This is a genomic window from Reyranella sp., assembly GCF_004297265.1.
Taxonomy (GTDB): domain Bacteria; phylum Pseudomonadota; class Alphaproteobacteria; order Reyranellales; family Reyranellaceae; genus Reyranella.
In genome coordinates this window covers 123,718-141,377 of sequence record NZ_SCUT01000027.1, presented here as the reverse complement: position 1 = coordinate 141,377, position 17,660 = coordinate 123,718, and the positions used below count along the sequence as shown (strand labels likewise).

At 67.0% G+C, this 17,660-nt stretch carries 16 protein-coding genes; 7 read left to right on the top strand and 9 right to left on the bottom strand.

Features of this window, described 5'->3' with window-relative positions; translation table 11 throughout:
- Both EPO41_RS12875 and EPO41_RS12870 read right to left on the bottom strand, forming a co-directional pair.
- On the bottom strand, positions 1 to 1,450 hold a 1,450-nt coding region (locus tag EPO41_RS12875; RefSeq protein ID WP_296325630.1), incomplete at its 3' end, for an efflux RND transporter permease subunit.
- Between the two features lie 9 nt (positions 1,451 to 1,459).
- A complete protein-coding gene (locus tag EPO41_RS12870) occupies positions 1,460 to 2,602 on the bottom strand; it encodes an efflux RND transporter periplasmic adaptor subunit (protein WP_296325628.1) in 1,143 nt (380 codons plus the stop codon).
- Positions 2,603 to 2,803: 201 nt separating this feature from the next.
- Between EPO41_RS12870 and purT the strand changes: the two genes are divergently transcribed.
- Positions 2,804 to 3,994 (top strand): formate-dependent phosphoribosylglycinamide formyltransferase, encoded by a 1,191-nt coding sequence (gene purT, locus EPO41_RS12865; protein WP_296325626.1) that lies wholly within the window; start codon positions 2,804 to 2,806, stop codon positions 3,992 to 3,994.
- Positions 3,995 to 4,090: 96 nt separating this feature from the next.
- On the opposite strand, the gene purH is transcribed toward purT, so the two are convergent.
- Complete coding sequence (gene purH / locus EPO41_RS12860) at positions 4,091 to 5,704, bottom strand: bifunctional phosphoribosylaminoimidazolecarboxamide formyltransferase/IMP cyclohydrolase (protein WP_296325623.1); 1,614 nt, start codon at positions 5,702 to 5,704, stop codon at positions 4,091 to 4,093.
- Positions 5,705 to 5,881: 177 nt separating this feature from the next.
- Between purH and EPO41_RS12855 the strand changes: the two genes are divergently transcribed.
- The gene (locus EPO41_RS12855) at positions 5,882 to 6,178 is read left to right on the top strand and encodes a DUF718 domain-containing protein (protein WP_296325621.1); all 297 of its coding nucleotides are present in this window, start codon (positions 5,882 to 5,884) and stop codon (positions 6,176 to 6,178) included.
- Between the two features lie 2 nt (positions 6,179 to 6,180).
- Here the strand turns inward: EPO41_RS12855 and EPO41_RS12850 are convergent, their stop codons facing one another.
- From EPO41_RS12850 to EPO41_RS12840, 3 genes are all read right to left on the bottom strand, one after another.
- Positions 6,181 to 7,422 (bottom strand): threonine ammonia-lyase, encoded by a 1,242-nt coding sequence (locus tag EPO41_RS12850; RefSeq protein ID WP_296325618.1) that lies wholly within the window; start codon positions 7,420 to 7,422, stop codon positions 6,181 to 6,183.
- 102 nt (positions 7,423 to 7,524) lie between these two features.
- A complete protein-coding gene (locus tag EPO41_RS12845) occupies positions 7,525 to 8,868 on the bottom strand; it encodes an FAD-binding oxidoreductase (protein WP_296325616.1) in 1,344 nt (447 codons plus the stop codon).
- Between the two features lies 1 nt (position 8,869).
- Positions 8,870 to 9,037, bottom strand: a complete 168-nt coding sequence (locus EPO41_RS12840) for a DUF1674 domain-containing protein (protein WP_296325614.1) — start codon at positions 9,035 to 9,037, stop codon at positions 8,870 to 8,872.
- Positions 9,038 to 9,096: 59 nt separating this feature from the next.
- On the opposite strand from EPO41_RS12840, the gene htpX reads away from it, so the two are divergent.
- On the top strand, positions 9,097 to 10,044 hold the full coding sequence (htpX, locus tag EPO41_RS12835; protein ID WP_296325612.1) for a zinc metalloprotease HtpX: 948 nt from the start codon (positions 9,097 to 9,099) through the stop codon (positions 10,042 to 10,044).
- A gap of 159 nt (positions 10,045 to 10,203) precedes the next feature.
- On the opposite strand, the gene rmuC is transcribed toward htpX, so the two are convergent.
- On the bottom strand, positions 10,204 to 11,256 hold the full coding sequence (gene rmuC / locus EPO41_RS12830; protein WP_296325610.1) for a DNA recombination protein RmuC: 1,053 nt from the start codon (positions 11,254 to 11,256) through the stop codon (positions 10,204 to 10,206).
- A gap of 62 nt (positions 11,257 to 11,318) precedes the next feature.
- Here rmuC and EPO41_RS12825 point away from each other — a divergent pair, with 62 nt between their 5' ends.
- The 4 genes from EPO41_RS12825 (at position 11,319) to rnk (ending at position 14,489) form a co-directional block, all read left to right on the top strand.
- Positions 11,319 to 12,014: a pyrimidine 5'-nucleotidase gene (locus tag EPO41_RS12825; RefSeq protein ID WP_296325608.1), complete on the top strand. Its 696-nt coding sequence runs from the start codon at positions 11,319 to 11,321 to the stop codon at positions 12,012 to 12,014.
- Positions 12,011 to 12,943, top strand: a complete 933-nt coding sequence (locus tag EPO41_RS12820) for a ketopantoate reductase family protein (protein ID WP_296325606.1) — start codon at positions 12,011 to 12,013, stop codon at positions 12,941 to 12,943. Before EPO41_RS12825 ends, EPO41_RS12820 begins: the two co-directional genes overlap by 4 nt.
- Positions 12,944 to 12,951: 8 nt before the next feature.
- The gene (locus EPO41_RS12815) at positions 12,952 to 13,884 is read left to right on the top strand and encodes a ketopantoate reductase family protein (RefSeq protein ID WP_296325605.1); all 933 of its coding nucleotides are present in this window, start codon (positions 12,952 to 12,954) and stop codon (positions 13,882 to 13,884) included.
- A 194-nt stretch (positions 13,885 to 14,078) separates the two neighbouring features.
- A complete protein-coding gene (rnk, locus tag EPO41_RS12810; protein WP_296325603.1) occupies positions 14,079 to 14,489 on the top strand; it encodes a nucleoside diphosphate kinase regulator in 411 nt (136 codons plus the stop codon).
- Between the two features lie 9 nt (positions 14,490 to 14,498).
- Here the strand turns inward: rnk and EPO41_RS12805 are convergent, their stop codons facing one another.
- On the bottom strand, positions 14,499 to 15,116 hold the full coding sequence (locus EPO41_RS12805; protein ID WP_296325601.1) for a LysE family translocator: 618 nt from the start codon (positions 15,114 to 15,116) through the stop codon (positions 14,499 to 14,501).
- Between the two features lie 161 nt (positions 15,117 to 15,277).
- Entirely contained in the window at positions 15,278 to 17,578 is a 2,301-nt protein-coding gene (locus EPO41_RS12800; protein ID WP_296325599.1) for an NADP-dependent malic enzyme, read from the bottom strand.
- Between the last annotated feature and the right edge of the window lie 82 nt (positions 17,579 to 17,660).

The window sequence follows — 17,660 nt, the reverse complement described above, 5'->3', positions numbered from 1 at the left end:
CCGAGATCGCGGTCGAGGCGGCGATGGTGATGGCGAACTGCTTGTAGAAGGTGCCCTGCAGGCCGGTGATGAAGGCGGTCGGCAGGAACACCGCGATCAGCACCAGCGAGATCGCGATCAGCGCACCGCCGACCTCGTCCATCGTCTTGTGCGCGGCCTCCTTGGGCGACATGCCCTGCGTCAGGTAGCGCTCGACGTTTTCGACCACCACGATCGCGTCGTCGACCACGATGCCGATCGCCAGCACCAGGCCGAACAGCGACAGGGTGTTGAAGGAGATGCCCACCGCGGCCATCACGGCGAACGACCCGATCAGCGAGACCGGGATCGCGAGGATCGGGATGATCGCCGCGCGCCAGGTCTGCAGGAACAGGATCACGACGACGACGACCAGGATCACCGCCTCGAAGAGGGTCGTGATGACGGCGTCGACGGAAGCCTGGATGAAGGTCGTGGGATTGTAGACGATCGTGTAGTCGAGGCCGGACGGGAAGCTCTTCTTCAGCCGCTCCATCTCGGCGATGATCGCGTCCGAGGTGGCGAGCGCGTTGGAGCCGGGGCGCTGGAAGATACCGAGGGCGGTGGCCGTCTTGTTGTTGAGATAGGCGTTCAGCGTGTAGTCCTGCGCGCCCAGCTCGACGCGGGCGATGTCGCGCAGGCGGGTCACCGATCCGTCCGGCTCGGCGCGGATCACGATGTTCTCGAACTGGTCGGGCGAGCTCAGCCGTCCCAGGGTGCGCACCGACAGGGTGAACCCGCCCGGCGATACCGCCGGCGCCTGGTTGACCGCGCCGGCCGCGACCTGGAGGTTGGCCGCCCGCAGCGCCAGCACGACCTCGCCGGCGGTGAGGTTGCGCGCGGCGACCCGCGCCGGGTCGAGCCAGATGCGCATCGAGTAGTCGCGGCCACCGAACACCAGCACGTTGCCGACACCGTCGACGCGGGTCAGCACGTCCTTCACGTAGAGCGTGGCGTAGTTGGAGATGTACTGCTGGTCGCGGCTGCCGTCCGGCGAGACCATGTGCACGACCATCATCAGGTCGGGTGAGGCCTTGCGGACCACGATGCCGAGACGCTGCACGTCTTCCGGCAGTCGCGGCTGGGCGACCGCGACGCGGTTCTGCACCAGCACCTGCGCCTGGTCGATGTTCACGCCAGGCTTGAACACGACGTTGATCGACAGGCGGCCGTCACCGGTCGACTGCGACTCGATGTAGAGCATGTCGTCGACGCCGTTGACCTCCAGCTCGATCGGGGTGGCCACCGTCTCGGCGATCACCTCGGCGGAGGCGCCGGGATAGGTCGCGGTGATGTTGACGGTCGGCGGCGCGATCTCGGGATACTCGGCGACGGGCAGGCCGCGCTGGGCGATGAAGCCCACGATCACGATGATGACCGAGAGGACCGACGCGAAGATCGGCCGGTCGATGAAGAAATGGGAAAAACGCATGGGGGGCCCTTACTTGGCCTTGGCGACGATTTCGCCCTTCTGCGGCACGACCTTGGCGCCCGGCCGGACCATGGGATTGGCGAGGCCGTCGAGCACCACCTTGTCGGTGGGGGTGAGACCGGAGCGGATCACCCGCAGCCCGTCGACCAGGGTGCCGAGCGTCACCGGCTTGGCCTGCACGACGTCTCCGGGGCCAACGACGAACACGATCTTGCGGGCCTGGTCGGAGATGATGGCCGAGTCGGGGACCAGCAACGCGTCGTACTCACCGCCGAACAGCTGCAGGCGGCCGAAGATGCCGGGTGTCAGAAGCTGGTCCTTGTTGTCGACCAGGGCGCGCACGCGGATCGTGCCCGATCGCGCGGTCATCGCGTTGTCGACGAAGTCGACCTTGCCGGTGCGCTTCCAGTCGGTCTCGTCGGAGAGCCGGATGCGGACGGGGTTGGCGCCGTCGCGCGACGAGGCCAGCGCCCCCGACAGGATCAGGCGGCTGTAGCGGAGATGGTCGGCCTCGGAGATGTCGAAGACGAAGCGGATGGGATCGAGCGTCACGATCGTGGCGAGCAGGGTGGCGCCGGTCTGGCCGCCCGAGATCAGGTTGCCGGCATCGACCTTGCGGTCCGAGATACGGCCGGCAATCGGCGCCGTCACATCGGTCCATTCGAGGTTGAGCTGGGCGTTGCGCAGCGCCGCCTCGGCCGACTTGAGCTGGGCGCGCGCGACCGCGAGTGTCGACTTGCGCGAATCCTGTTCAGCTTCCGTGATGGTGCGCGAGGCAATCAGGGACGCGCCGCGGTTGACCTGCAGCTCCGCCAGATCGACCTGGGCCTTGTTGCGCGCAACCTCGGCCTCGGCCGATTCGACCGCGATCTCGTAGGGACGCTTGTCGATGGTGAAGAGCGGATCGCCGACCTTGACGATCTGGCCATCGCGGAAATTGATCTTGTCGATGAAGCCCGAGACGCGCGCCCGCACCTCGACGGAGGCGACGGCTTCGAAGCGGCCGGAATATTCGTCCCACTGCGTGACGCGCTTGGCGATCGGCTCGGACACGCCGACCGGCATGGCCGGCGGTGCCCCCTGGGCGAAGGAGGCGGACGAAAAGGCCCAGAAGCAGAGGCTGGCGACGGCCAGCAGGCGACGTACGGACACTTGGACTCCCCGCGAACAATTCTGCGTCGCGAAGTCGACATGTGGTTGCCGCATCCCGCGGTGTCAATTGCCCCCGAAGTAACCGACACACTTCCAGGCAACGGGTTTCACCAACGACTGTAGGGTTAATTGCAGGCAATGCCTGCGAACAGGCGCGCAACCTGTTCGTTCCGCACCTCATCCGCCTGCTATCATTCACCGATGAAGTTCAAGATATTCGGCACGCCGCTCAAGCGGTCTGCGATCAAGCTGATGATGCTGGGCTCGGGCGAGCTCGGCAAGGAAGTCGTCATCGAAGCGATGCGCTTCGGCATCGAAGTCATCGCCTGCGACCGCTACGCCGATGCGCCGGCCATGCTGGTTGCCAACAGCGCCTATGAGTTCGATATGCGCGATGGCGAGGCGATGCGCCATGTCGTCGAGACGGTGCAGCCCGACTTCATCGTTCCCGAGATCGAGGCCATCGCCACCGACACGCTGGTCGAGCTGGAGAAGGAGGGCTGGACCGTCATCCCGACGGCGCGCGCCGCGCAACTCACCATGGACCGCCGCGGCATCCGCAAGCTGGCGGCCGAGAAGCTCAAGCTGCCGACCTCGCCCTATCGCTTCGCCGCCAGCCTCGAGGAGCTGCAGGCGGGAGCCGCAGCCGTAGGCTTTCCCTGCTTCATCAAGCCCACCATGTCGTCCTCCGGCCACGGCCAGAGCGTTGCGCGCAAGCCTGCCGACGTTGCGAAGAGCTGGAAGACCGCGATGGAAGGGACGCGCGCCAGCACCGGTCTGGTGATCGTCGAGGGCGCCATCGACTTCGACTACGAGATCACCCTGCTCACCGTCCGCCACGAGGGCGGGTTCGGTTTCTGCGAGCCGATCGGCCATATCCAGGTCGACGGCGACTATCGCGAGAGCTGGCAGCCGCACGCCATGTCGAAGACGGCGCTGCGCAAGGCGCGCGACATCGCCAAGAAGGTCGTGAACGAACTGTGCGGCGCGAAGGGCCGCGGCCTGTTCGGCGTCGAGATGTTCGTGAAGGGCGACAATGTCTGGTTCTCCGAACTGTCGCCGCGCCCACACGACACCGGCATGGTGACGATGGTCTCGCAGAACATGAGCGAGATGGAGCTGCATGTGCGCGCCATCCTCGGCCTGCCGATCCCCGAGATCACCTGCCAGCCCGGCGCCTCGGTGCCCGTGCTTGGCGACGGCAATATCAGCGACCCGACCTACACCGGCATCGCCAAGGCGCTGGCTGCGCCCGGCACGTCGGTGCGCATCTTCGGCAAGCCCGAGGTGAAGGGCCACCGCCGCATGGCTGTCGCGCTCGCCACGGGGCGCACCGTCAAGGACGCGCGCCGCAAGGCGATGGCGTCGGCCAAGCAGATCAAGGTCAAATAGTCATTGGAGCGCGCCACTCCAGTGGCGCTCAAGAAACAGCCGCAAGGGACGGAAGAGCGCCACTGGAGTGGCGCGCTCCATTGAGGCGCTTCGGACTCAGTGCCGGAAGTGCCGCATCCCGGTGAAGACCATCGCGAGGCCCTTCTCGTCGGCGGCGTCGATCACTTCCTTGTCGCGCATCGAGCCACCGGGCTGGATGATCGCGGTGGCGCCAGCCTCGGCCGCAGCCAGAAGCCCGTCGGCGAAGGGGAAGAAGGCGTCCGACGCCACGACGCTGCCGACGGCCGGGCTGATCTTCAGGCCCGCGGCCTCGCCTGACTCGGCAGCACGAATGGCGGCGATGCGCGAAGAATCGCGGCGGTTCATCTGGCCGGCGCCGACGCCCACCGTGGCGCCGTCCTTGGCATAGACGATGGCGTTCGACTTCACATGCTTGCAGACGGTGAAGGCAAACAGGAGATCGTCCAGTTCCTTCGCCGTCGGCGAGCGCTTGGTCACGACCTTGAGGTCGCTCTTCTGGAGATGTCCGTTGTCGCGCGTCTGGAAGAGATAGCCGCCGGCCACGCTCTTCAGGGTCATGCCGGCCGTCGAGGGATCGGGCAACGCACCCGCCAGCAGCACGCGCACGTTCTTGCGGGTGGCGAGGATCGCCAGCGCCTCGGGCGTCGCGTCGGGTGCGATCACCACTTCGAGGAAGAGTTTTACAAGCTCGGCAGCGACCCTGGCTTCGAGCGTGCGGTTGACCGCGACGATGCCGCCGAAGATCGAGACGGGATCGCAGGCATAGGCCTTCTGGTAGGCCGTAAACTGGTCGGGATCGACCGCCACGCCGCAGGGATTGGCGTGCTTCACGACCACGATGGCGGATTCGGCGAACTCCGCGACGCACTCGTAGGCTGATTCGGTGTCGCCGATATTGTTGTAGGAGAGCTCCTTGCCCTGGATCATGCGTGCGGTCGCGACGCCCGGCCGCTTGCTGCCGTCGCTGTAGAAGGCGGCCTTCTGGTGCGGGTTCTCGCCGTAGCGCAGCGTCTGCACGCGCTCCGCCGACAGGGTCAGCCGTTCGGGGAAGGTCTCGCCTTCCTGTTGGGCGAACCAGTTGGCGATCGCCGAGTCATAGGACGCCGTGCGGGCATAGGCCTTGGCCGCGAGCTTGCGGCGCAGCGCCAGGGTCGTGGCGCCCTTGTGCGTGTCGAGCTCCTGCAGCACCGAGGCATAGTCCTTCGGGTCGACCACGATGGTTACGAAGTCGTGGTTCTTGGCCGAGGCGCGGATCAGCGCCGGGCCGCCGATGTCGATGTTCTCGACGCAGGTCGGGAAGTCGGCGCCGCGCGCGACGGTGGCCTCGAACGGGTAGAGGTTGACCACCACCAGATCGATGCCCGCGATCCTGTGATCGCTCATCGCCTTCTGGTGGCCGGCATCGGTGCGGCGGGCGAGGATGCCGCCATGGATCGAGGGCTGCAGCGTCTTCACCCGCCCGTCCATGATCTCGGGGAAGCCGGTATGGTCGCTGACCTCGACCACCTTCAGGCCGGCGTCGCGCAGCGACTTGGCCGAGCCGCCGGTCGAGAGGATTTCCACCCCGTGCGCCGCCAGCGCCTTGCCCAGCTCGACCAGGCCCTCCTTGTCGGAAACGGAGATCAACGCGCGCTGGATGCGGGCCAGATCGGGCGTGGGCGAGGGGACGTACTGGGTCGAGGCGGACATGGGCGGTCTTTTAGGGCGCGCAGACCGATCCCGCTACGTCCTGTCCTGTGTCATTTGGGCTTTTTTGCCGGCCCTGGATGACCCTGCAGGCCGAGGCGACAGTCTCAAATGTGCACTCCCGGATTGCGAATGCGCACATTGCGCGCGTATTGTTTGCAGGACGAAAAGGGAGGGGCAATGGCTGCATTCAATGCGGTACGGTTCCGGGTGAAGCCTGGCCGCGACCAGGAGTTCCTGGACGCCCACAAGAGCATCGCTCAAGCTTGGCCGGGCCTGGTGCAGGCAAACATCATCAAGACCGGTGATCGTTCCTACTGCCTGATCGCCGAGTGGCCTGACATGGAGTCCTGCGTCACCGCGCGGCCCGCCATGATCGCGACCCTCAATTCCTTCCGCGATACGCTCGAAGACCTTGGCAACGGTCTCGGGGTCACGGATGCCGTGGCGGGCTCGGTCGTCCTGGCGCCGAAATAACGCTACGCGTCCGCGCCCTCCAGGACGCGGACCTTGAAACCCTCGGCCTGCAGCGCCGCGACCAGCTCGCGGGCATGGTCGCGGTCGCGGGTTTCGAGCGTCACGTCGAGTTCGGTGGATTTGGCGACCACGCTGCCGAACAGGCGCTGGTGCTGCACTTCCACGATGTTGCCGCCGGCGCCGCCGATCAGGCCGGCGACCCGGGCGAGCTGGCCGGGCAGGTCCGGGATCATCAGGCGCAGGCGCACGATGCGGCCGTCGCGGACCAGGCCGCGCAGCAGGACCGAGGCGAGCAGGCGGGTGTCGATGTTGCCGCCACACAGGACCAGACCGACCTTGCGGCCGGCGAAGACCTCCGGATGGGCCAGCAGGGCCGCCAGGCCGGCGGCGCCCGCGCCCTCGGCCACGGTCTTCTCGACTTCGAGGAACAGCGCGATGGCACGCTCGATTGCCACCTCGTCGACCGTCAGCACGCGGTCGACCAGGGCGCGCGCGATGGCGAGCGGCGTCCGGCCGATGTCGCGCACGGCGATGCCCTCGGCGATCGTGTCGCCGCCCACCGTCACGGGCTCGCCGGCCAGGAGCTGGCGCATGGCCGAGTAGCCGGCCGTCTCGACGCCGATCACCGTCATGCCGGGCTTGAGACCGCGTGCGGCGACCGCGCAGCCCGCCAGCATGCCGCCGCCGCCGACCGGCACGACGAGGGTATCGAGTTCGGGCGCGTCGGCCAGCATCTCGAGCGCGATCGTGCCCTGGCCCGCGATGATGCGCGGATCGTCGTAGGGGTGCACGAAGACCAGTTTCTCCGCGTCCGCGAGGCGGTGCGCCTCGGCGGCCGCTTCCGCCAGCGTGTCGCCGATCAGGATGACCCGGGCGCCGTGGCCGCGCGTGTGCTTCACCTTGGTGTTGGGCGTGAAGGACGGCATGACGATGGTGGCGGGAATACCGAGGCGGCCCGCATGATAGGCGACGCCCTGCGCGTGATTGCCGGCCGACATGGCGATGACGCCGCGGCGCCGTTCCTCGTCGGTGAGCTGCAGCAGCGTGTTCAGCGCGCCGCGCTCCTTGAAGGAAGCGGTGAACTGCAGGTTCTCGAATTTCACCCAGACGTCGGCTTTGGCGATGCGCGACAGCGTCTCGCTGCGCAGGCAGGGCGTGTGCACGACGGCGCCCGCGATGCGCATTGCCGCGGCGCGCACGTCGGCGAGGGAGACGGGGAGGGTGTCTGACGAAGCGCTGGTCATATCGGACTCAATCTCATGGGAGCGCGCCACTCCAGTGGCGCTCATATCCTGCTTTGGCGACGGCGCATGAGCGCCACTGGAGTGGCGCGCTCCAATGAGTCGCTAACCGGCCAGCTTGCGATCCAACCAGTCCTGCGTGCGGTAGAGCGCGCCGATCAGCGGGAGATAGAGTGAGGGATCGCCGTTGTAGAGCGGATGCTCCGGGAAGTCGCGGCCGTCGAAGGCATTGACCGGGGCGTTGGAGCCGCCGGCGATCTTCTTCGCCGTCTGGGTGCCGAGGTAGGTCATCATCGCGACGCCGCTGCCGTTGCAAGCGAGCAGGTAGTGCATGCCGTCGTCCTGGCCCATGTGCGACATGGAATCGAGCGCGAAGGCCACGTTGCCCGTCCAGACATGCGTGATGCGGATGCCCTTCAGCTGCGGGAAGCGGTCGATCATGTACTGGTACAGGATCGGGGCGCTCACCTCCGGCGGCGCGGCGGTGAAGCGGGCGCGGCCGCCGAAGATCATGTGCCGGGCGTCGGGCGAGGGCCGGTAATAGGTCAGCACGCGCTTGGTGTCGCCGATCGAGCGCTGCATCGGGATGAGATCCGTCGCCGGCATCGGCAGCTCTTCGGTGGCGATGATGTGGCTGGCCACCGGCACGACGCGCATTTTCAGCTTCGGCGTCAGGTCGCCCGTATAGCCGTTGGTCGCGATGACGACTTCCCGGCAGGCGATCGGGCCCTTGGCGGTCAGCACGCGCCAGCCGCTCCCCGTCTTCGCGTCCTTCGTCTTCTCGATGCGCTCGGCCTCGACCTCGCCGCACAGGACGGCGCCCTGGGCGTGCGCGGCTTCGAGCAGGCCCTTGTAGTAGCGCGCCGGATGGAGGTTGCCGCCGCTCCGGACGTACATGCCGCCATAGTAATAGTCGGACGCCATCATCTCGCGCACCCGCTCGCGCGGGATCATCTCGGCGCCGACATTGGCGTACTTGTTGAACATCTCGACCTTGCGCGCCTGGTCGTCGTAGTGCTTGGGCGTCCAGGCGCCGGTGAAGCGGCCGTTGATGATCAGGCCGCAGTCGATCTTCTCGCGATGGATGATGTCGATCAGGGTCTGCAGCGAATCCGCGCCGCTGCCCAGGAACGCCGCCTTGTTGGCCTCGAACTCGGCCTCGACCTTCGGGTTCTTGCCGCCCAGCCCCTTGGCGATGTTGGTGCCGCCCGAGAGCATGCCGCCGTTGCGGGTCGAGGCGCCGATGCCAAACACGCCGCGCTCCAGCACCACGCAGTCGATGCCGTTACGCCGCAGCTCCAGCGCCGTCGACAGGCCGCCGTAGCCCGCCCCCACGATCACCACGTCGGTCTTCGCGGGCGGATCGACGCTCAGCGCGTTGTTGGGCGTCCACGCCTCCCACCACCAGGGCTGCGCCTTGAAGCTGGGGTGGAAGATGTCGGTACTCATCTTAAAAGTCCGTCACTTTCCCGTTGAACTGCCAGTCGCCGTAGCGGGTGGGCTCGGGGCCGGGCGGGCCGCCGATCTCCTCGACCTTCTTGGGCTTCTCGGGTGTGGGGGGCGTTGCCGGCTCGGCCTTGGGCGGCTCCGGCGGGGTGGGTTTGCTGGTGTCGGTCATGGCCGCATGATGCCTGTCCCTACCTTGATTCGCCACTTTTGCAGACCAACTTACCCGGCATGAATTACTTCAAGACCGCCCTCCTGCTCGCCGCGCTGACGGGCTTCGTCCTCGTGGCGGGTTACCTGCTGGGAGGCCAGACCGGCCTCGTCGTTGCCCTCGTCGCCGCGCTGGGCATGAACCTCTTCGCCTACTGGAACAGCGACCAGATGGTCCTGCGCATGGCCAATGCCCAGGAAGTCGGACCCGAGAATGCGCCCGAGCTGTTCAACATCGTCCACGAGCTGGTGCAGCGCGCCGGCCTGCCGATGCCGCGCGTCTATCTGATCGACGAGGAGCAGCCCAACGCCTTCGCGACCGGCCGCGATCCCGAGCATGCCGCCGTCGCCGCGACCACCGGCCTGCTGCGCTACCTCAGCCGCGAGGAAGTGGCCGGCGTCATGGCGCACGAGCTGGCCCATGTCCGCCACCGCGACACGCTGATCATGACCGTGGCCGCGACCCTGTCGGGCGCCATCGGCATGCTGGCGAGCTTCGGCGGCCTGATGGGTGGCGGCCGCGATTCCGAGGGCCGGCCGCTGGTCAATCCGATCGTCGCCATCGCCGCGATGATCCTGGCGCCGATGGCCGCCATGCTGGTGCAGATGGCGATCAGCCGCGGCCGCGAATACGAGGCCGACCGCATGGGTGCGGAAATCTGCGGCCAGCCGCAGTGGCTCGCCTCGGCGCTGGCCAAGCTGCATGCCGGCACGCAGCAGATCCACAACGAGGCGGCCGAGCGCAATCCGGCGACCGCCCACATGTACATCGCCAACCCGCTCGCCCTGGCCGGCGGCATGTCGAGCCTGTTCTCGACCCACCCGCCGATGGAGGAGCGCATCGCGCGCCTGCAGGCGATGGGCGGTCAGGCCTACGCCCAGCCGCGCCCGCAGCCCTCGTCGGCGCCCCGCCGCGGCCCCTGGGGCAACCCGGCGCCCGAGGCCCCGCGCCGCGGTCCGTGGGGCTGAGGTCGGCCAGGCCGACAAAGAAAGCCGTCATCTCGACCGGAGCCCCGAAGGGGCGGAGTGGAGAGATCTTTTCTCCACTTAAAGCCGGCTAATCGTAGAGAGCAGGTCTCTCCACTCCGCGCTGCGCGCTCCGGTCGAGACGACGGGAGTTTTGCTGCTTCAAACCTTCGGCGGCAACGCCGCCGGTTCCTCGCCCAGGTCGACGGCGAGGATGCGTTCGCCGCGGCGGGTGATTGAAGTCGTCGAGATGTCGATGTCGCGCAGATCTTTCTCGGTCTGCGCGAAATGCTTCTTGAGATTGTCGACCCGATCATCGAGCCGTTTCACATCACTCAGCAGCAAGCCGACATCCTTCTGGATTTTGCCGGCCTCCTCACGCATGCGCACGTCCTTGAGCACCGCGCGCACCGTGTTCAGCGTGGCCATCATGGTCGTGGGCGACACGATCCACACCCGCGCCTTGTAGGATTCCTCCACGAGGCCTGTGAAATTGGCGTGCAGCTCGCCGTAGACCGCTTCCGAGGGCAGGAACATCAGCGCCGATTCGGCGGTCTCGCCGGGCACGATGTATTTGCTGCGGATGTCGGCAATGTGCTTGCGGATCGCCTGCTGGAAGCCGCGCTGCGCCGCCAGCAGCGCCGCGGCGTCGCCCGCGGGAACCGCCCGCAGCAGGCTGTAGCTTTCCAGCGGGAACTTGGCGTCGATGGCGATCGAGCCCGGCGGGTTGGGCAGCTTCAGCAGGCAGTCGGCGCGCACGCCGGTCGAGAGCGTCACCTGGAAATCGTAGGCCGAGGGCGGCAGCGCGCTCTGGACCAGGTCGTTGAGCTGAACCTCGCCGAAGGCGCCGCGCGCCTGCTTGTTGGACAGGACCTCCTGCAGGCTCACGACCTGGGTCGACAGTTCGCCGATTTTCTTCTGCGCCTCGTCGATGCGGACCAGCCGCTCGCGCAGATCGGTGACGATCTGGCCCGTCGCCTTCTCCGTGCGGTCGAGCCGCTCGGCGACGACCTTGCCCAGCGCCTGCTCCTGCTCGCGCAGCGACTTCTCGACCCGCTGCACGGTCTCGGCCTGCTGGCTCAGCGCCAGGGCAAGCTGCTGCTGCATCCGCTGCTCGGCCTCGCGGCTGCCGCCACCCTGGCGCATCAGCACGGCGACCAGGACGACGACCAGCAGAATGACGGCGGCGAGGAGGGCGATCGACAGGATATCCATTGCCTTTCCTTATAGTCCGCCGGCTCGACAAGCGCACGGCCGGCCGGTAATCCAAGCGTCCAATGGCACGCAAATACGATCCCCCCGCGCACGATCCGGACGTGTGGCTGTTCGACCTCGACAACACGCTCTATCCGGCGCGCTGCAACCTGTTCGCCCAGATCGACGTGCGCATCGGGCGCTACATCGCCGACTGGCTGAAGGTCACGCCGGAAGAGGCGCGGGTCGTGCAGAAGCAGTATTGGCGCGACCACGGCACCTCGATGCGCGGGATGATGACCCTGCACGGCGTCGACCCCACGCACTATCTCGATTACGTCCACGACATCGACTACTCGCCGGTCGAGGCCAATCCCGCGCTCGAAGCCTCGCTGCGCGCGCTGCCGGGCCGAAAGATCATCTTCACCGCCGGCGACGTGCCGCACGCCGAGCGCGTGATGGAGCGGCTGGGCGTGTCGCATCATTTCGAGGCGATCTTCGACATCGCCGCGGGCGAATACTGGCCCAAGCCCCATCCGCAGATCTACGAGTCGCTGGTGAAGAAGCATGGCGTCGACCCGACGCGCGCCGCCTTCGCCGACGACATCTCCGTCAACCTGAAGCCCGCCGCCGACATCGGCATGCGCACGGTGTGGATTCGCACCGACGAGAGCGTGAAGCGCGCGGCCGACACCGACCTCAGCCACATCCATCACCAGACCGACGACCTCGCCACCTGGCTCGACGACTGGCTGACCGAAAGGAACATCCAGAAGTGAAGATCCTGATTCTCGGCGCCGGCGCGGTCGGCGGCTATTGGGGTGCGCGCCTCACCCAGGCCGGCATCGACACCACCTTCCTGCTGCGCGAGAAGCGCGCCGAGAAGGTGCGCCAGGAAGGGCTCGTCGTGAAGAGCCCGAAGGGCGACGCCGTCGTGCCGGTCAAGGTCGTCACAAATGGTGCCGAGGGTGGGCCGTACGACGTGATCGTGCTGGCGTGCAAGGCCTACGACCTCGACTCGGCCATGGAGTCCATCGCGCCGGCGGTCGGACCGGACACGGTCATCGTGCCGATGCTGAACGGCCATGCCCATTTCGCGTCGCTCGACGGCAAGTTCGGCGCCGCGCGCGTGGCCGGCGGGCTGGCCCGCATCTCCGGCATGCTGGGCCCCAACGGTGAGATCCTGCACAGCGGCGCCTCGGGCGTGTCGTTCGGCGAGCGCGATGGCAAGCCCGCGCGCAAGGCACTGGTCGAGCTCGACGCGGCCTGCAAGAAGGCTGGCATCGACGGCGGCCTGAACGACAACATCAACCAGGATCTCTGGGACAAGTGGATCATGCTGTCGACGATCGCGGGCATGTGCGCCTCGATGCGTGGCACGATCGGCGACATCATGGAGAGCGAGGACGGCGCGGCGATCGTGGCCGAGACGCTGGAAGAGAGCCGCAAGGTTGCGGTGGCCGAGGGCCAGCCGCCCAGCGACAAGGTCGTGGCCAACCTGAAGGGCATGCTGACGGCCAAGGGCTCCAAGGCCGTGGCCTCGATCCTGGGCGACATGGAGAAGGGCGGCGCGGCCGAGGGCAAGCAGATCGTCGGCGACATGCTGGCGCGTGCGCGCAAGCACGGCATCGCCGCACCGAACCTGCGCTACGCCTATGCGCATCTCCAGACATACGAAGCCCGCCGCGCGCGTGGCGGACTGAAGTAGGAGCCGACATGAAGATCCTGATCCTTGGCGCCGGCGCAATCGGTGGACTCGTCGGCGGACGCCTGCACCAGAGCGGTGCGGACGTGACCTTTATTGTGCGTGAGAAGCGGAACGAAGCGCTGCAGCGCGACGGGCTGGTGATCAAGAGCACCAAGGGCGACATCACCCAGAAGGTGAAGACGGTCACGAACGGCGGCGAGGGCGGCCCCTACGACGTCATCCTGCTCACCTGCAAGGCCTATGACCTCGACTCGGCGATGGACGCCATTGCCCCGGGGGTCGGCGCCAACACCACGATCGTGCCGTTGCTGAACGGCATGCGCCATCTTGAGGCGCTCGACGCCCGGTTCGGCGCCGAGAAGGTCGTCGGCGGTCTCGCGCGCGTCGGCGTCGCCATGAACGGGCAGGGCCATATCCTGCATACCAGCCCGTTCGCGGTCATCTCCTTCGGCGAGCGTGATGGAAAGCCGGCGCGCAAGGTGTTGAACGATCTCGATGCCGCCATCAAGGCATCCGGTATCGATGGCGGGTTGAACGCCAACATCGTCCAGGATCTGTGGGACAAGTGGATCATGCTGTGCACCCTGGCGGCGACCTGCTGCCTGATGCGCGGCTCCTCCGGCGACGTGCTCGAAGCCGACGAGGGCCTGGCGATCGTGCTGGAGACGGTCGAGGAAGCGCGCCAGGTCGCAGCCGCCGCCGGCCACGATCCGGGGGAGAAGGGCCTGAAGACCATCCGCTCTTTCCTGACGGTGAAGGGCTCGAAGTTCACCGCCTCGATGCTGCACGATCTCGAAAAGGGCGGGATGGTCGAGGCCGACCATATCGTGGGCGACATGATCGCGCGGGCGAAGAAGGCCGGCATCGCGACGCCCAACCTGCGGCTCGCCTACGCGCACCTGCAGGTCTACCTCGCGAAGCGTGCACGCAAAGCAGCTTGAACGTCGGCAGCGGAGGGGCTTAACTTCTCCCATGAGCTTTTCGGGCCCCTATTCGCGCGTGCCGCGACGGAACCATCCGATCGCGGAAGCGTAATCCCCGAGCCGGCCCTTGTGTCCCGGCATCGGGGCACGATCGCGTTTGTGCGATCACCGATCCTCTTCAATTCGTCTTCATCAATGCAGGAGCATCCGCGATGCCCGCCGTTGCACGTAATCGTTCCGTCCCCAGCATCGTCGTCAGCGACGCCGACTGTGACCGCCTGACCGACCTGGCCACCGCTTCGCTGGAGCGGCTGCCGGAAGTGGCCGAGGAGCTGCTGTCCGAGATGGATCGCGCCAAGGTGGTGAGCAAGGACAAGGTGCCCGCCGATGTCGTGCGCATGGGCTCGACCGTGACCTTCCGCTCCGACGCCGGTACCGAGGGCGAGCAGCACGAACTCACCGAGACGCTGGTGTATCCCGCGGACGAGGACAGCGACGCGCACAAACTGTCGGTGATGACCCCTGTCGGCGCGGCGCTGATCGGTCTCGCGGTCGGCCAGTCGATCTCCTGGACCGCCCGTGACGGTCGCCAGCACCGGCTCACGGTGGTGAAGGTCACCTGAGCTTCAGGCTCAGGGTTTGAATCGCAGCAGGGCGACGCCGAAGCCCATGAAGACGGCGCCGCTCGCGCGATTGAGCCAGCGGCGCCAGAGTCCGTGCATCAGCCGGTCCGCGAGCTTGCGGCCGGTCAGGGCGTAGATCGAATAGAAGAGCAGTTCCACGCCCAGGAACGTCGCGACCATCAGCGCGAATTGCGGGCCCCAGGCGCGCGCAGGGTCGATGAACTGCGGGAAGAACGCGGCGGCGAAGACCAGCAGCTTGGGATTGCTGATGCCGACCAGGAAGCCGTCGCGGTAGAGCGTCGCGCCGGACGCCCCGGCGGAGGGTGGCGGCGCCTCCTCCGCGACCGGCTCGCGCCAGACCTGGATGCCGAGATAGACGAGGTAGGCCGCGCCCGCGATCTTGAGAACGTCGAACGCGCCGGGCAGCGCCAGCAGCACGGCACTGAGGCCCGCGACCGAGCCGGTCAGCATCAGCACCAGCGCGGTGAGGCAGCCGGCCACGCCGATGAACGCCGGCCCCAGTCCGAACCGGATGCTGCGCGTCGTGACGTAGAGCACGTTCGGCCCCGGCGTGCAGGAGATCAGCACGACGGCGCCGAGATAGAGCCACCAGGTTTCGAGAGTCACTTTAGCGCTTCCATCAAGCCAAACATCCGTCGTCTCGACCGGAGCGCCGCAGGCGCGTAGCGGAGAGACCTTCTCTCAACAAATAGCCGGCTAATCGTCGAGAGAAGGTCTCTCCGCTACGCCTCGCTGCGCGAGGCTCCGGTCGAGACGACGGAATCTTATCACCGCCGCGAGATGAGCGCTCCGTACGCAGCCAGCGCAGCGTGGTTGACCAGATCGCTGACGGTCGCGCCCATCTGCACGATCTGGACGGGCTTGGAGAGACCGTCGATCACCGGGCCGATCACCGTCACGCCGCCCAGCGACTGCATCAGGCGCGAGGAGATGTGGGCGGAGTGCAGGCCCGGCATGACCAGGATGTTGGCCGGGCCGGTGAGGCGCGTGAACGGATAGGTCGACTTCAGCAGCTCGTAGTCGAGCGCCATGTCGGCCTGCATCTCGCCGTCATACTCGAAGTCGACCTCCTCGGCGTCGAGCAGGCGGATCGCCTTGCGGATACGGTCGATGCGCTCGATCTCGCGGCTGCCGAAGTTCGAGAAGGAGAGGAAGGCGACCCGGGGCTCGTGGCCCATCATGCGGGCGTTCTTCACCATCTGCTTGGCGATGGTGGCGAGCTGCTCGGGCGTCGGCGTCTCGTTGATCGAGGTGTCGGCGAGGAACACGGTTCCCTGCCGCGACACGACGATGGAGTAGCCCATCGGCACCTTGCCCGGGTCGATGTTGATCACGCGCTTCACGTCTGCATAGCACTCGGGGAAGCGCCGCGTGATGCCGGTCACCATGCCGTCGGCGTCGCCCGCCGCGACCATGCACGCGCCGAACACGTTGCGGCCCTGGTTCACCATGCGCTGCACGTCGCGGTGCAGGTAGCCGTCGCGCTGCAGTCGGCGGTAGACGAGATCGGTGTAGGGCGCATTCTTGGTCGAGAGCCGCGCATTGTGGATTTCCAGGCCCGTGTCGTCGGTGATGCCGAGCGACTTCATGGTCTCGCGCACCTGCTCCTCGCGGCCGATCAGGATCGGCGTGCCGTAGCCGTTGTCGCGGAACATGACGGCGGCGCGGATGGTGCGCTCCTCCTCGCCCTCGGCGAAGACGATGCGCTGCGGATTGGCCTTCACCTGCTCGAACAGGCTCTGCAGGAAGTGGCTGGTCGGATCGAGACGGCCCGACAGGCTGCGCTTGTACTCCGCCATGTCGGTGATCTGCTTCTGCGCGACTCCGGAATCCATCGCCGCCTTGGCGACGGCCGAGGAGACCTCGACGATCAGGCGCGGATCAAACGGCACCGGCACGATGTATTCCGGCCCGTAGCGCAGACGGCGACCGGAATAGGCGCGGTCGACCTCGTCGGGCACATCCTCGCGGGCGAGCTTGGCCAGCGCCTCGGCGGCGGCGACTTTCATCGCCTCGTTGATCGTCGTGGCGCGCACGTCGAGCGCGCCACGGAAGATGTAGGGGAAGCCTAGAACGTTGTTGATCTGGTTCGCGTAGTCGGAGCGGCCGGTGGCGACGATCGCGTCGCCGCGGGCGGCGCGCACGTCTTCCGGCGTGATCTCCGGATCCGGGTTGGCCATGGCGAAGATGATCGGCTTGGCGGCCATCGACTTCACCATTTCCTTGGTGACGGCGCCCTTGACCGACAGGCCGAAGAACACGTCGGCGCCCTCCATCGCCTCCGCCAGGGTGCGCGCCTTGGTGCGCACCGCATGGGCGCTCTTCCACTGGTTCATCCCCTCGGTGCGGCCCTGGTAGATGACGCCCTTGGTGTCGCAGAGGATGGCGTTCTCGTGCGGCATGCCCATCGCCTTCACGAGATCGATGCAGGCGATCGACGCGGCGCCGGCGCCGTTGACCACCATCTTGATGTCCTTGATGTCGCGCCCGGTGAGGTGCAGCGCGTTGATCAGGCCGGCGGCCGACACGATCGCCGTGCCATGCTGGTCGTCGTGGAAGATCGGGATGTTCATCAGCTCGCGCAGGCGCTGCTCGATGATGAAGCACTCCGGCGCCTTGATGTCCTCGAGGTTGATGCCGCCGAAGGTCGGCCCGAGATAGCGCACGCAGTTCACGAACTGGTCGACGTCCTTGGTGTCGACTTCCAGGTCGATGCAGTCGACGTCGGCGAAGCGCTTGAACAGGACGGCCTTGCCCTCCATCACCGGCTTGCCGGCCAGCGCCCCGATGTCGCCGAGGCCCAGCACGGCGGTGCCGTTGGAGATCACAGCCACGAGGTTGCCCTTGATCGTGTAGTCGTAGGCGGTGGCGGGGTCCTTCTCGATCGCGAGGCAGGGCGCCGCGACGCCCGGCGAATAGGCCAGCGCCAGGTCGCGCTGCGTCACCAGTGGCTTGCTGGCGATGATCTCGATTTTGCCGGGCCGGCCCGAGCGATGCATGATCAGCGAATCGCCGTCGAGATCGCCCATCTGGTTGCTGACCATTTCTTCCGAGCTCTTGCCCGCCATCTGAATTTCTCTCCCAGTTGAGCATGCATATTGGCGATAATCCGTCGCTAGGACCAGACAGCCATCCCGCGCTGCAGCAGCG

Excerpts from the sequence above, each read along its gene's own strand:
- purT (WP_296325626.1), top strand. The coding sequence starts at position 2,804 with ATGAAGTTCAAGATATTCGGCACGCCGCTCAAGCGGTCTGCGATCAAG.
- EPO41_RS12815 (WP_296325605.1), top strand. The coding sequence starts at position 12,952 with ATGAAGATCCTGATCCTTGGCGCCGGCGCAATCGGTGGACTCGTCGGC.
- EPO41_RS12800 (WP_296325599.1), bottom strand. The coding sequence starts at position 17,578 with ATGGCGGGCAAGAGCTCGGAAGAAATGGTCAGCAACCAGATGGGCGAT.
- purH (WP_296325623.1), bottom strand. The coding sequence starts at position 5,704 with ATGTCCGCCTCGACCCAGTACGTCCCCTCGCCCACGCCCGATCTGGCC.
- htpX (WP_296325612.1), top strand. The coding sequence starts at position 9,097 with ATGAATTACTTCAAGACCGCCCTCCTGCTCGCCGCGCTGACGGGCTTC.
- EPO41_RS12845 (WP_296325616.1), bottom strand. The coding sequence starts at position 8,868 with ATGAGTACCGACATCTTCCACCCCAGCTTCAAGGCGCAGCCCTGGTGG.
- rmuC (WP_296325610.1), bottom strand. The coding sequence starts at position 11,256 with ATGGATATCCTGTCGATCGCCCTCCTCGCCGCCGTCATTCTGCTGGTC.
- rnk (WP_296325603.1), top strand. The coding sequence starts at position 14,079 with ATGCCCGCCGTTGCACGTAATCGTTCCGTCCCCAGCATCGTCGTCAGC.
- EPO41_RS12850 (WP_296325618.1), bottom strand. The coding sequence starts at position 7,422 with ATGACCAGCGCTTCGTCAGACACCCTCCCCGTCTCCCTCGCCGACGTG.
- EPO41_RS12840 (WP_296325614.1), bottom strand. The coding sequence starts at position 9,037 with ATGACCGACACCAGCAAACCCACCCCGCCGGAGCCGCCCAAGGCCGAG.
- EPO41_RS12855 (WP_296325621.1), top strand. The coding sequence starts at position 5,882 with ATGGCTGCATTCAATGCGGTACGGTTCCGGGTGAAGCCTGGCCGCGAC.
- EPO41_RS12825 (WP_296325608.1), top strand. The coding sequence starts at position 11,319 with ATGGCACGCAAATACGATCCCCCCGCGCACGATCCGGACGTGTGGCTG.